Source organism: Streptomyces sclerotialus (assembly GCF_040907265.1).
Lineage (GTDB): Bacteria > Actinomycetota > Actinomycetes > Streptomycetales > Streptomycetaceae > Streptomyces > Streptomyces sclerotialus.
In genome coordinates, this window is record NZ_JBFOHP010000002.1 from 4,278,435 (window position 1) to 4,292,212 (window position 13,778).

Annotated in this window: 9 protein-coding genes; 1 reads left to right on the plus strand and 8 read right to left on the minus strand. The window is 70.3% G+C overall.

What is annotated here, in order from left to right; all coding sequences use genetic code 11:
- The 5 genes from AAC944_RS19040 to AAC944_RS19060 all read right to left on the minus strand — a co-directional run bounded on the left by AAC944_RS19040 (window position 1) and on the right by AAC944_RS19060 (window position 8,549).
- Complete coding sequence (locus AAC944_RS19040) at window positions 1-996, minus strand: anti-sigma factor family protein (protein WP_030615264.1); 996 nt, start codon at window positions 994-996, stop codon at window positions 1-3.
- Complete coding sequence (gene sigM / locus AAC944_RS19045; RefSeq protein WP_030615268.1) at window positions 993-1,676, minus strand: RNA polymerase sigma factor SigM; 684 nt, start codon at window positions 1,674-1,676, stop codon at window positions 993-995. The genes AAC944_RS19040 and sigM overlap by 4 nt, the downstream gene beginning before the upstream one ends.
- 353 nt (window positions 1,677-2,029) lie before the next feature.
- Window positions 2,030-3,730: a protein kinase family protein gene (locus AAC944_RS19050; protein WP_030615271.1), complete on the minus strand. Its 1,701-nt coding sequence runs from the start codon at window positions 3,728-3,730 to the stop codon at window positions 2,030-2,032.
- Window positions 3,731-3,838: 108 nt separating this feature from the next.
- Window positions 3,839-6,121, minus strand: a complete 2,283-nt coding sequence (gene murJ, locus AAC944_RS19055; RefSeq protein ID WP_030615274.1) for a murein biosynthesis integral membrane protein MurJ — start codon at window positions 6,119-6,121, stop codon at window positions 3,839-3,841.
- 46 nt (window positions 6,122-6,167) lie between these two features.
- The gene (locus AAC944_RS19060; protein ID WP_030615278.1) at window positions 6,168-8,549 is read right to left on the minus strand and encodes a DUF6049 family protein; all 2,382 of its coding nucleotides are present in this window, start codon (window positions 8,547-8,549) and stop codon (window positions 6,168-6,170) included.
- Window positions 8,550-8,747: 198 nt separating this feature from the next.
- Here AAC944_RS19060 and AAC944_RS19065 point away from each other — a divergent pair, with 198 nt between their 5' ends.
- A complete protein-coding gene (locus tag AAC944_RS19065) occupies window positions 8,748-10,223 on the plus strand; it encodes a CCA tRNA nucleotidyltransferase (RefSeq protein ID WP_030615281.1) in 1,476 nt (491 codons plus the stop codon).
- Window positions 10,224-10,314: 91 nt separating this feature from the next.
- Here the strand turns inward: AAC944_RS19065 and AAC944_RS19070 are convergent, their stop codons facing one another.
- The 3 genes from AAC944_RS19070 to AAC944_RS19080 all read right to left on the minus strand — a co-directional run bounded on the left by AAC944_RS19070 (window position 10,315) and on the right by AAC944_RS19080 (window position 13,511).
- Window positions 10,315-11,601: an MFS transporter gene (locus AAC944_RS19070; protein WP_030615284.1), complete on the minus strand. Its 1,287-nt coding sequence runs from the start codon at window positions 11,599-11,601 to the stop codon at window positions 10,315-10,317.
- A gap of 100 nt (window positions 11,602-11,701) precedes the next feature.
- Complete coding sequence (locus tag AAC944_RS19075) at window positions 11,702-12,784, minus strand: inositol-3-phosphate synthase (RefSeq protein ID WP_030615286.1); 1,083 nt, start codon at window positions 12,782-12,784, stop codon at window positions 11,702-11,704.
- Window positions 12,785-12,833: 49 nt separating this feature from the next.
- On the minus strand, window positions 12,834-13,511 hold the full coding sequence (locus AAC944_RS19080) for a PadR family transcriptional regulator (protein ID WP_030615289.1): 678 nt from the start codon (window positions 13,509-13,511) through the stop codon (window positions 12,834-12,836).
- Window positions 13,512-13,778 lie beyond the last annotated feature (267 nt).

Below are 13,778 nucleotides of genomic sequence, written 5' to 3' on the forward strand. Positions count from 1 at the left end.
TCAGTCGCGGGGGTAGGTCCCGCTGAGCAGCACCTCGCCCGCTGCGGGAGGCGTCGCCGAGACGCAGGCGGCGGAGATGACGTAGGCGGAGACACGGGAGGTGTCGGACGGGTGATGCAGCACGACGAGGTACGCCTCCTCGCCGCGGTAGGTGTCACGCGTCGCGGCCAGCGGCTTCCCTGGCCGGGGGAGGCCTGCGCGTACGCAGGAGGGGAGCGTGTCGTCGGCGCCGCTCAGCGGAGTCTGCGGTGAGCTCTGAGTGCCCACGTCAGGGGCCTTGCTGCGCGGCGGCTGGTCGAGCAGATCGCGGACGTGGCTGCCCAGGGTCGCGGAGCTGAGAGCTGCGTTCCCGCGGTTCGTCTCGGTGGCGTTCACACCCGGGTCCTGCTCCTGCCCGGGGTTCGCGGAACCATTCTGCAGAAGGATGCCGCCGATGCCGAGCACGGCCGCCGCGGCCGCTGTGCCGAGCAGCACCTTGGGCCACCGGTGCGCGCGCGTCATGCGGGTGACGGAAGAGTTTCGCCCGGGACCCGTCGCAGAGCGGGGATAGCCCACGGGGCGGTCGGCGGAGCTGCCACCCGAGCGGGACGACACGGTTTCACGTGAAACACTGCCGCGTTTCTTCTCCGCTGTTTCACGTGAAACAGCGCCGTCGTCCGGGCCGGCCGACTTCTGGGCGACGATGCGTGTCCCGTCGCCGGGTGCGGTCGGCACCAAAGCGGGGTGGTCGGCGGGGGCAGTGGCATCGAGCAGCGCTTCGGCAGCCAGGGCGGCGTCGATGCGGCCGACGACGTCGTCGGGCATCCGGCCGGGCCCCGGCAGCGTGCCGAGCAGTGAGCGGATCTCCTCCAGCGAGCTGTGGACGTCCTCACACAGCGGACAGCCGTCGAGGTGTGCGCGGAGATTCGCTGCGCGGTCGGGCGAGAGCAACCCGTCCGCGAGCGCAGAGATCTCCGCGACCTCCGGATGCCCGCCCGTGTCGGTCGTGGCTGTCACGCTCGCCCACCTCCGCCCTTCACGGCCCCTGAGTCGTTCGGTCCTGCCGTCTGTGGGACGGATGTCCCCTGCGCCCGGTTCCTTCCCCCGCCTGAGGTGCCCTTATCCCCGTCTTCGGCGCGCAGATGGGTGAGCATCGGGAGAAGCCGGGCCCGGCCGCGTGCACACCGGCTCTTCACCGTGCCGGTGGGGACGCCAAGTACTTCGGCGGCCTCGGCGACGGGGTAGCCCTGCATGTCCACCAGGACGAGGGCCGCGCGCTGCTCGGCGGGGAGCGTGCGGAGAGCGCCGAGCAGTTCGCGGTGTAGATCCTGCCGCTCGGCCGGCACTGCGGCGGACTCGTGCGGTTCGATGAGCTGTTCCAGCCGCTCGGTCTCCGCGACCGGTGACGTGCGCCGGGAGGCCGCCTTGCGGGCCCGGTCCAGGCAGGCGTTGACCGTGATGCGGTGCAGCCAGGTGGTCACGGCCGACTGACCGCGGAACGTGTGGGCGGCGCGGTATGCGGACACCAGGGCGTCCTGCACGGCGTCGGCCGCTTCCTCGCGGTCGCCGAGGGTACGCAGCGCCACCGCCCACAGCCGGTCACGGTGGCGCCTGACGATCTCCCCGAAGGCATCGGGGTCGCCCTCGACATGACGCGCGAGAAGCGCTTGGTCGGAGGGACGGAGCTCATCTGCCATGGCCCGCCCCGCAGGAGCCGGCCCGGCGCGGGCCGGGGTTCCGTGACCGCGCGGACGGTGTCATGGGGCGGAGGCGGCCCGGCGCGGCCCGTGCACGGGCTTCGGCCGGGCCGGTCGTGTCACCGGCTGAGCCGACCTCTTCAACGACGGCGGGCATCACTGCGCCATCACGCATAACCGAACCCCTGGCGTCAAGCTGTAGACGGGAGCTTACATACGGGTGCTCGGCGGTACCAGGCTCCAGGACGACGGCCACGGTGGTCGGCCATGGGCGCCCGAGGAGGCCCGGGGAGCCCCTGTGCGTGCCGGCCGTCGTCCGCGTCGACATCTTGGCGCCCCCCTGCTGCCCACCCCTAGCTGAGGACCTTGATCTCCTTGATCTGGCCCCGGTAGTTGCCATCGTCCTTCAACGGGAGGTCGGTGAGCCAGACCAATACGTAACGTGTCTTGATCGGCTCCTTGGCGTGGAGCGTGACGGACTCCCCCGTCCCGTCGGCGACCTTCTTGAATCCGGCCAGACTCGTGGGCGCACCGCTGCTGTCCTCGGGCGCGGCACGGAATTCGAGCGAGGTGTCCCCGACGAGATCGACCTTGACGGTGCCGACCTGCTGGACCTTTTTGAGGTCGAGAACCAGCCCCACGCCGGGCTTGAGCCCGCCGAGATCGGAGCGGCCGTAGTAGTTGCGGGTCGGCCAGTACGTCTCTTCGTTGCCGTCGGCGGCCTTGGTGGCCTCCTGGGGGTTCTCCGTACCGTCTCCGCCCGGCGGCGGGTCGAAGTCCATGACCTTGTACACCCTCACCGGCTTGCCCGACGCCGACTCGGCGTGCTCTCCGGTGGTCTGGGAGCTCCCCGAGTCGTCCTGGTTCCGGTCCTTCAGGAGCGTGTCGGCCAGCTGCCAGCTGCCCAGGCCCAGGGCGGCGATCAGCAGTGCGGAGACGCACCACTTCGCCGCCCTGCCGGTGCGGCTCTGCAGCGGTGCCGGCGGGGTGGGAACCGGACGGGTGGCGGGTGCCCCGGCGCGCCCGGTGCCGGACTGCTGACCGTACGAGCCCTGCTGGTAGGCGGTGCGCTGGTAGGGCGGCGGGGTGGTGAAGGAGGGCTCCGGCGGCCGGATGCGCGGCATCGCGCCGACGGCCTTGGCCAGCTCCTCCGGCGTGGTGCAGGGCTGCTCCTGGCGGGAGGCGGTGGCGCCGTCGTTGACCAGGGCGCGCATGGCCAGCTCGGACAGGCCGCGGTGCACACCGGCCCGCACCTGGTCGGGCGCGATCAGGCCGACGCCCTTGGGCAGCCCGGACAGGCCGTACGCGTCGTTCTCGTACGGCCAGCGCTGGGTGAGCGCTGCGTACAGCAGGGCGCCGATCGCCTCGGTGTCGGCGCGCTGCGGATGCTCACTCGTCAGACCGCGCAGCGCGGCCATGATGGCCAGGCCCCGGATGCGGTACTGACCGGAGGAGGTGCGCAGGACGGAACCGGGGGTCAGCCGGAGGTGCGCCAGGCCCTCGCGGTGGGCGGCGGCCATCGCCTGGGAGACCTGGGTCACGAGCTGGTAGGTGTCGTGCGGTTCGAGCGGGCCGGAGGCGAGGACGGTCGTCAGTTCAGTGGCGTCCGGGAGCCATTCGTGGACGACGTAGACCAGGTCGTTCTCCTCGACGGCGTCGAGGACCTGGACGAAGCGCGGATCGCCGAGCAGCGCGGCGGACCGTGCGGCGGAGAGCACGGGGCGGGCGCGCGGGTGGTCGGCGGGCAGGATGTGCACCCCGACGGCGCGACGCAGTTTCTCGTCGACGGCACGCCAGCTGCTGAAGCCGTCCAGTCGGGTGACGCACTCCTCCAGACGGTAACGCCTGGCGAGCTTGTGACCGCTGTGCAGTTCGGGCGGCTCCGCCTCGGCTGCTGTGGCACCCTTCGCGTCGCTGTCCGCGGTGTCCTGCGCCGCGTCGGCCACCTTCTCGGCCTTCATGCCGTCGGTCGTGGCCTCGTCCGCCTTGGCGGCGAGCGGCTCTCCACCGCTCGTGTCGGCCACGTCGACGGCAGCCGTGCTCCGTTCCGCCACCGTCGTTCCTGCCTCCCCATCCGTTGCATGCTCAAAAGAGCCAAGTCAATTGTGCCCACAGACCGCCACTATGCACGACACACAGTGGCGGACGAAGGTTGTGCTCTCTCAGCGCCCCAGCTTGCCGCGCACCATGCCGACCAGGGCGTTCAGTTCCTCGATGCGCATCTTCTTCGCGGCGGCGTAGAAGACCACCAGAAGGACGGCACTGCCGCCGACCAGCGCGACGAGCGACCCCAGGACGCCGGTACCCAGCCCCTGGATGATCCCGTACACCGCGGCGCCGGAGAACAGGGTGGCGGGAACGCTCGCGCCGGCCAGCCTGGCGTACGTACGCACCACGTGCGCACCGTCCAAGTCGCCGCCCAGCCGCTTGCGCAGCCGTCGCCACGCCACGCCGATGCCGATGATGTACGCCAGGCCGTAGGAGGCGGCCATGCCCACCACGGCCCAGCGGGTGGGCAGGACGAGGTAGCACAGCGCCGAGGCGGCGGCGTTGACCGCGGCGACGATCAGCGTGTTGTAGAAGGGGGTGCGAGTGTCCTCGTACGCGTAGAAGGCACGCAGGACGACGTACTGCACGGAGAAGGGGATCAGGCCGAGACCGAAGGCCATGAGCATGTAGCCCATGGAGACGCCGGCGTCGGAACCGGATCCGGCGAAGATCAGGGTGCACATCGGGATGCCGAGGGCGAGGAAGCCGAACGAGATCGGCACGATGGCCACGGCGGAGGTGCGCAGTCCCTGGGAGATGTCGTCACGGACGGCACCGACGTCCCCGTCGTGCGCGGAGCGCGACAGGCGCGGCAGCATGGCGGCCATCACGGAGACGGTGATGATCGCGTGCGGCATGTTCCAGATCAGCTGGGCGTTGGAGTACGCCATGTAGCCGGTGCCGGGGTGCCCCTGGCCGGCGGCCTTCTCGCCCGCCAGCGTGGAGAGCTTGGAGACGACGAGGACGCCGGCCTGGTTGGCCAGCACGAACAGCACGGTCCACTTGGCGAGCTTGGCGGCCTTGCCCAGGCCGTGGCCGCGCCAGTCGAACCGCAGCCGCAGCTTGAAGCCGGCGTCGCGCAGGTACGGGATCATCGCCAGCGCCTGGACGACCAGGCCGAGCAGCGTGCCGATGCCCAGCAGCCGGATGCCGGCGTCGGGGATGGTCGTCACGCCGATGTGCGAGGAGCTGGCACTGCCGTAGACCCAGATGAACAGCGCGAAGGTGCTGATCATGACGACATTGTTGAGGACCGGGGTCCACATCATCGCGCCGAAGCGCCCGCGGGCGTTGAGCACCTGGCCCATGACCACGTGGACGCCCATGAAGAAGATCGTGGGCACGCAGTACCGGGTGAAGGCGACGGCGACCTCGAAGCTGGCCGAGTCGGGTGCGAACCCGGACATCGCCCGTACCAGCCATGGCGCCGCGAACACGGCCACGACGGTGAGGGCACCGAGGATCACCATCACCAGGGTCAGCAGGCGGTTGGCGTACGCCTCGCCGCCGTCCTCGTCCTCCTTCATCGCCCGCACCAGCTGCGGCACGAACACCGAGTTCAGGCCGCCGCCGATGGTCAGAATGAAGATCATCGTGGGCAGCGTGTACGCGACCTGCCAGGAGTCACCGAGGACGGCAGCGCCCAGCGCGGAGGCGATCAGCGCATTGCGGACGAAACCGGTGAGCCGGGAGACCATGGTGCCGGCGGCCATCACGGCGCTGGACTTCAGCAGCCTGCTCGCTTTGCCGCCGCCGTTCCCCTCGGGCTCCGGTGCCTCCGGTGCAGGCGCCGACGGAGACCCGGCCGGGGGGACGGGCTGCGGCCCGCCCGCCGGTTCGAACTCTCCGTTCCCGGGCTCGTACTGCCCGTTACCAGGCGGATACGGGTACTGTCCGCCGGCCGGCTGGTACGGACCCTGGTACGGGCCGGGACCGCTGTTCTGGGCCGGTGGCCGCTGTGGCTCCGGCGCCCGCTGGTCGCGGTAGAGGTGGGCGAAGGCGTCCGGCTCCGGCGGCCGGTCGGCGGCCTGGGTGATCAGGTCGTCCACGCCGACGAACTGGCTGGTCGCCGTGGCGTCGCCGTAGTGCGGCTGGTACCCGGGGGCACCGTGCGGCCCGGGAGCCGGCGCCGGCCACGCCTGCGGATCAGGAGTGTGCCGGGGGGCCGGCGGCTGCTGGTACTGCGGCGGGTGCGGGCCCGCCTGCGGCGGGTGGGCCGCCCTGTCGTTCAGCGCGTCGGCCACCGGATCCTGGTTCGTGAGGTCCTGTGACGGGAAGGGCGCCCGGGAGTAGGCGTCCTGCACGTAGGGGTCCGGTGTCTGCGGCGGTCGTGGGGCCCGGTCTGCGGCGTCGTCGCCCGCAGCCCGGCCGCGGTCACCGTCGTACGGCGCATTCATAGCTGCCCCACCTCATCCGTCGCCGGCCATCCGGCCCCGCCATGTATCAACGGTCCACTTTCTCACCCGAGCCGGACGCGTCCGTGCTTTCCGAACCGGTGTCCGGCGCCGGGTCACCCGGCTGCCCGGATCCGCCACCGCCCGCGGGCCGGCCGTCCGCGCCGGCGCCCTCCTGGCCCGAGCTGTCCGGGTCCGGAGCACCGTCACCGTCGTCCGAGCCGACGCCGCCGTCGTCCGTACCGGTTCCGCCGTCCGTGCCGCCGTCGTCCTCACGGGCCGCCGCACGCTTGCGCTGGAGGTAGATCCGTACGCCGGCGAGCACGAGCAGCAGCACGCCGCCCGCGATGACGAGCATGACCGTAGCGGTGATCTCGGTGACGTTCACCTCGAAGGTCATCGCCCGGCCGTACCGCTTGCCGTCGGCGGTGTAGAGCTGCGCGGTGACCTGGACCGGTCCGTTGGCGTTCGCGGTGGTGTCGAACTTGAAGGACTGGCTGTGGCCGCCCTCGACGTCGATCGTCTGCGGTTCACCCACGTCCAGGCGGTTGGGCTGGGACGAGGTGAGCCGCAGCGTCATGTCCTCGACGCCCCTGACGAGGTTGTTCTGCACCGTGACCGGAATCGTGGCGCTGCGCCCGGAGAGCGTGGCGTCCGACTTCTGGATCAGGTGCACCTTCGTCGTCAGACCGTCCAGATAGCTGCGGACGGACTTGCGGAACGCCTGGGCGCCCTTGGCGTCGCCGCGCCACTCCGTCGACATCATCCGCATGATCGCGTTGCCGAAGGGGGTCTCGACCCGCCACGGCTCGGCCAGGATGACCTTGAAGTCGTCCAGCGCGGTACGGGTCTCCTCCGCCTGGCGGAAGGCGGCCGCCGGCAGCTCGTGCTTGCGCAGCGAGGCCGGGTAGGAGGCCGAGCCGGGGACCCGGCGGCTGGCGTTGGGGTCGGGCTTGGCCTTGGCCGCGTCGCTGAGATCCTGCGCCTCGGCCCAGCCGCTGTCGTCCAGGGCCCGTACCGCCTTCGCCATGGCCTGTGCCTGGCTCGCGGTGGGCATCCGCTGCGGCGCCACGACGATGCTGCGCTGACGCGAGGGATCCTGGAGATTGATCATCAGGGACTGGGCGAGGAAGTTCTGTACCGCCAGGTTCGCGGAGGCGGCCTTGGACAGGTCACCGGTGAAGGCGGTGGACAGTCCGGCGTCCGCGACCACAGCGGTGTTGCCGCCACCGATGGGCCGGGCGGAGGTGGGGGTGTAGGACAGGCCGCTCTCCCGCATGCTGTCGCTGCGGGCGATCACGTTGTGGGCACCGGCGGACGTGGCCACGTCCACGACGGAGGAGTCCACCGCGCCGTCCACGGGCCAGGCGAAGTCGGTACGCGCCTTCACGCCCGGCAGGACGGTCTCCACGGTCTTCGACGCCAGGTCGGTGGCCGGGCCGAGGTGGCTCAGCGCGCTGGGTACGGCCTTGCCCTTGTGGGCCAGCGAGGCGAGGTCGGGGTCGGCGAACGGCAGCGCGACGACCTCGTGGGCCTGGACGGCCTGCTCCAGGTCGCTCAGCCACTGCTTGGCGACCTCCTGGTTCCGGCCCGGGGTGGTGGTGCCGTTCGGCCCCTCGACCTTGTAGCGGCCGGTCATGGCGTCGACAGAGGCGAGCAGATCGGGATCGACGACGAAGGTGACCGGCAGGTCCTTGCCGAGGGCGACGAGCTGCTGCAGCCGCCCGCCGGGGGCGATCTCGGCCGCCAGCTTGTCGTCGCGGAAGATCGGCGTCTGCTGCTCGTCGCCCTCGGTCTCCGCGGTGAGGTGCGTCTTGGAGATCAGCGGCCACATGTACGCGAGCCCGGTCTTCTTCGAGGCCTCCGCCTCCTGCCAGGGCAGGAAGGTGCGCTCGATGCCGAGCACGTGCTCGTACGCGGCGCTCCTGGTCCGGCCGGAGAAGGAGACGCCGAGCTGGTAGACGCCGTCCTTGCTCAGGCGCAGCTTCTTGACCGGGACGCGGAGGGAGAAGGGCCGCGAGACGCCCGGCTCCAGCTTCTCGACCTTCTCGGTCTTCCCGCCGACCTCCTGGCCGTCCAGGCCGGCGGAGTAGCCGGTGCGCCGGGCGACGTCGTCGATGGAGCTGCGGTTGTTCAGTACGGGGCCGCGGCGCAGCCCGATGTGCCCGTCGGTGATCGTCGCGCGGCCCTCGTTGGTGATGCTGCCGGTGACGGTGACCGCGGCGTCGGACTTCCCGGACGCCGGCGGGGTGAGCGAGTCGATGTCGACGTCGACGGTGCGGGAGCCGGCGGGAGCGGCGTGTGCTTCCTGCGCGGCGGGAACCTGCATCAGGCCGGCCAGCAGCGGTGCACCGGCGACGAGCGCAGCGACGCGTCGCAGCCATCGGCCACGCGGCCGTTCGGTCACCGGAAACCCTGCCGCATCGGCCACGCGCTCGCCCGTCCCTCGTCGTCGTCAGTGGTCGTCGCTATGTGCGTCCACGCATGGTAACGATGACCGCTGTGGCGAAGTGCTGCGGACTGCTCCACCTGATCGTGCGGCGCCGGTCTCCGCGTGCTTGTCCCCTTTATACGTGTCCGCTTTATACGCGTCCGCCTCGCGCGGCGCGGGCACGTACCCTGTCCTGTTGTGCCGAACGCCAACAATGACACCCACGCCCCGCAGAACGAGCGCAGCGCAGAGTCGACGCAGGCGCTGAACCAGGTGCAGCGCCGCGCCGTCAGTGAGCTGCTGCGCGTCTCCCCCGTCGCGGACGATCTGGCCCGCCGTTTTCAGGAGGCCGGGTTCACACTTGCCCTGGTCGGTGGTTCGGTACGGGATGCCCTGCTCGGCCGGCTCGGCAACGACCTGGACTTCACCACGGACGCCCGCCCCGAGGACGTACTGAAGATCGTGCGGCCGTGGGCGGACGCGCTCTGGGAGGTCGGCATCGCCTTCGGCACCGTCGGCTGCAAGAAGAGCTCCTTCGACATCGAGATCACGACGTACCGCTCGGAGGCGTACGACCGCACCTCGCGCAAGCCCGAGGTGTCCTACGGCGACTCCATCGAGGACGATCTGGTGCGCCGGGACTTCACGGTGAACGCCATGGCGGTGGCGCTCCCGGAGAAGGAGTTCATCGACCCGCACAACGGTCTGGAGGACCTCGCGGCGCGGGTGCTGCGTACGCCGGGCACCCCGCAGGAATCCTTCTCCGACGATCCGCTGCGGATGATGCGGGCGGCGCGCTTCGCCGCGCAGCTGGACTTCACCGTGGCGCCCGAGGTCGTGGCCGCGATGAAGAAGATGGCGGACCGGATCGACATCATCTCCGCCGAGCGGGTGCGTGACGAGCTCAACAAGCTGCTCCTGGGGGCGCACCCCCGCAAGGGTCTGAAGCTTCTGGTCGAGAGCGGCATCGCCGACCGGGTGCTGCCGGAGCTGCCGGCGCTGCGGCTGGAGAGTGACGAGCATCACCGCCACAAGGACGTCTACGAGCACTCGCTGACCGTCCTGGAGCAGGCCATCGACCTGGAGGAGGACGGCCCGGACCTGGTACTGCGGCTGGCGGCGCTGCTCCATGACATCGGCAAGCCGAGGACGCGCCGGTTCGAGAAGGACGGCCGGGTCTCCTTCCACCACCACGAGGTGGTGGGCGCGAAGATGACCAAGAAGCGGATGACCGCGCTGAAGTACTCCAACGAGATGGTCAAGGACGTCTCGCGTCTGGTGGAGCTGCACCTGCGGTTCCACGGCTACGGCACGGGCGAGTGGACGGACTCGGCGGTCCGCCGGTACGTACGGGACGCCGGCCCGCTGCTGACACGGCTGCACAAGCTGACCCGCTCGGACTGCACCACGCGCAACAAGCGCAAGGCCAATGCCCTCTCGCGGGCGTACGACGGGCTCGAGGAGCGCATCGCGCGGCTGCAGGAGCAGGAGGAGCTGGACGCGATCCGGCCGGACCTGGACGGCAACGACATCATGCAGGTGCTGGGCATCGCACCCGGGCCGGAGGTCGGGAAGGCCTACAAGTACCTGCTGGAGCTCCGGCTGGAGAACGGCCCGATGGGCCGTGAGGCGGCGGTCGAGGCGCTCAAGAAATGGTGGGCCGAGCAGAGCTGATCGCTCGTTTCACGTGAAACACCGCCCGCACCGCCCGGACCGTTCATCGGTCGGGCGGTGTTTCACGTGAAACATCAGAAGCGTCGCCTCGCTACTGAGTCGGCCGGCGCGAGGTTTCACGTGAAACACGTGCGCGCGCCATGGCGAGGGCGACGGCCAGATGCAGCACGGCCACACCGACGATCAGTGCGGGCGAGCGCCCGTCGGGCGGCAGCACCAGGGCCGCCACCCCGGCCGCGCCGACGAAAGCGGTGTGGAAGAGGACGTCGTACAGGGCGAAGACCCGACCGCGGAACGCGTCGTCCACGGCATGCTGCACCTCGGTGTCCGTGGCGATCTTCGCGCCCTGTGTGGCGAGGCCGAGGGCGAAGGCGGCGACGAGCACGGGCGTCAGGGTGAAGGAGAGGCTGAGCGCGGGGACCAGCACGGCGGCAGCCCCCGCACACACCGCGATCCAGCCGGTGGCGGTCAGCCGGGTCACAGCCGTGGGCGTCACTACCGCCGCCGCGAAGAACCCGACGCCGGAAGCGGCGACCGCGAGGCCCAGTGATGCCATGCCGTCCGGCCCGTGTATCGGCCAATAGGCGCGGCACAGCATCAGCACCGTGATCGTCAGTGCGCCGTAGCAGAAGCGCATCAGCGCCATCGCCGTCAGGGCACGGGCGGCGGACCGGCGCTTGCGGAGGTGAGCCAGCCCGGCGCTGAGCTCGCGGGCGGTGTGCAGCAGCGCGGCGGTGAGCCGTGGTGACACCCGCCGGGGGTCCGGGCCGAGGAGCCCCGGCGGGATGCGCAGTGCGACGCCTGCGGCGCAGAGGTAGAGGGCGGCGCCGAGCAGGACGGACACCGCGTCGGATTCCACGCCGACCAGCCGTACGGCGAAGGCGAGGCCGCCGCCCGCGGTGGCCGCGAGCGTGCCGGCCGTGGGGGACAGGGAATTGGCCACCACGAGCGCCTCGGCGTTGTCGACGACTCGCGGCAGCGCGGCCGACAGTCCGGCCAGAACGAAGCGGTTGACCGCGGTGACGCTCAGTGCCGAGGCGTAGAAGAGCCAGTCCGGTACGCCGGCGAGGAGGAGCAGTGCGGTCGCGGCCGCCAGTACCGTGCGCAGCAGATTGCCGTGGAGCAGGACCTGGCGGCGGCGCCAGCGGTCCAGGAAGACGCCGGCGAACGGGCCGAGCACGGAGTAGGGGAGCAGCAACACCGCCATCGCGGAGGCGATGGCGGCGGGAGATGCCTGCTTCTCGGGTGAGAAGACGACGTACGAGGCGAGGGCGACCTGGTACACACCGTCGGCGGCCTGGGAGAGCAGCCGGACGGCCAGCAGCCGGCGGAAGTCTCGGCGGCGGAGGAGTACGCGGAGATCACGCGCGGCGGCCATGGGCCATAGCCTCACACAGGCCGCGGGCCCCTGGGGAGACTTCCAGAGGCCCGCGGGTGTCAGGTCGGTGCGGTCGCGTGGGCGTCCGCCGGTCGCTGTGTCAGCGCTCGACCTCGCCCTTGATGAACTTCTCGACGTTGTCCCGGGCCTCGTTGTCGAAGTACTGGACCGGCGGGGACTTCATGAAGTACGAGGAGGCGGAGAGGACCGGGCCGCCGATGCCGCGGTCCTTGGCGATCTTCGCGGCGCGCAGCGCGTCGATGATGACGCCGGCGGAGTTCGGGGAGTCCCAGACCTCGAGCTTGTACTCCAGGTTCAGCGGGACGTCACCGAAGGCACGGCCCTCCAGGCGGACGTAGGCCCACTTGCGGTCGTCCAGCCAGGCGACGAAGTCCGACGGACCGATGTGGACGTTGTCCTCGCCCAGCTCGCGGTCGGTGATCTGGGAGGTGACGGCCTGCGTCTTGGAGATCTTCTTGGACTCCAGGCGCTCGCGCTCGAGCATGTTCTTGAAGTCCATGTTGCCGCCGACGTTCAGCTGCATCGTGCGGTCCAGGATGACGCCCCGGTCCTCGAAGAGCTTGGCCATCACGCGGTGCGTGATGGTGGCGCCCACCTGGGACTTGATGTCGTCACCGACGATCGGGACGCCCGCCTCGGTGAACTTGTCCGCCCACTCCTTGGTGCCGGCGATGAAGACCGGGAGGGCGTTGACGAAGGCGACCTTGGCGTCGATGGCGCACTGGGCGTAGTACTTCGCCGCGTCCTCGGAGCCGACGGGGAGGTAGCACACCAGGACGTCGACCTGCTGGTCCTTGAGGACCTGGACGACGTCGACGGGGGCCTCGTCGGACTCCTCGATGGTCTGGCGGTAGTACTTGCCGAGACCGTCGAGGGTGTGGCCGCGCTGGACGGTCACGCCGGTGCGCGGCACGTCACAGATCTTGATGGTGTTGTTCTCGCTGGCGCCGATGGCGTCGGCGAGGTCGAGGCCGACCTTCTTGGCGTCGACGTCGAAGGCAGCCACGAACTCGATGTCACGCACGTGGTAGTCACCGAACTGCACGTGCATCAGACCGGGCACGCGGCTGTCCGGGTCGGCGTCCTTGTAGTACTCGACGCCCTGCACCAACGATGCGGCGCAGTTGCCCACGCCGACGACGGCTACGCGAACCGAACCCATTCCGGTTGCTCCCTGTTTGTTCTCGACGCGGCTCCGCGGCTGCGGAGCCTCATGTGGCGGTGTCATCGGACGGATCCGGCCGGGATCCACCCCGGTTCCGGGGCAGGCCACCCGTCTCTCCTGACTCGTTCCGGTCCGGGGCCGCGGGATCCTGGGCACGCTGATCGCGCCCGGCCCGCTCGCTCTCGATCAGCTCGTTCAGCCAGCGCACTTCGCGCTCCACGGATTCCAGACCGTGTCGCTGCAGCTCAAGGGTGTACTGGTCGAGCCGCTCACGGCGGGCCAGCGAGGCACGCATCCTTTCGAGGCGCTCCTCCAGGCGGCTGCGCCGGCCCTCCAGTACACGCATCCGCACGTCACGCGAGGTCTGTCCGAAGAAGGCGAACCGGACACCGAAGTGCTCGTCCTCCCAGGCGTCCGGACCCGAGTGGGAGAGCAGCTCCTCGAAGTGCTCCTTCCCCTCCGCCGTCAACCGGTAGACGATCTTGGCTCGGCGTCCTGCGAGTGATGCTGCGGGGGCGCCCTGAGCCGCTCCTTCCCCGGACTCCTCGGTCAGCCAGCCGTGCGCGACCAGGGACTTGAGGCAGGGGTAGAGGGTGCCGTAACTGAACGCCCGGAAGACGCCCAGCGAGGTGTTGAGCCGTTTCCGCAGCTCGTACCCGTGCATGGGGGACTCGCGCAACAAGCCGAGCACGGCGAATTCGAGGATGCCGGACCGTCTGCTCATCCTCCGCCTCCCCAGCTGTGTGCGTTCTTTATGCCGAGCTGATGTATCGACTCGATACATCCAGACGATAGAACGGCACATCTGGCGGGACAAGGGGAGGGACGGTGAACGGGATCACATCGACGATTCGCCGTAGCCAACCTGACTGATTTGGAGTGAATTCCGAGCCTGGGCAGGTTTTGGCCGTGCGTAGTCTGTGCGGCATGCAGACTGCCGGGAACCAAGTGGCGAGAAGTGACGTCTCCGTCCCCGGTGTAGTGCGGCCCG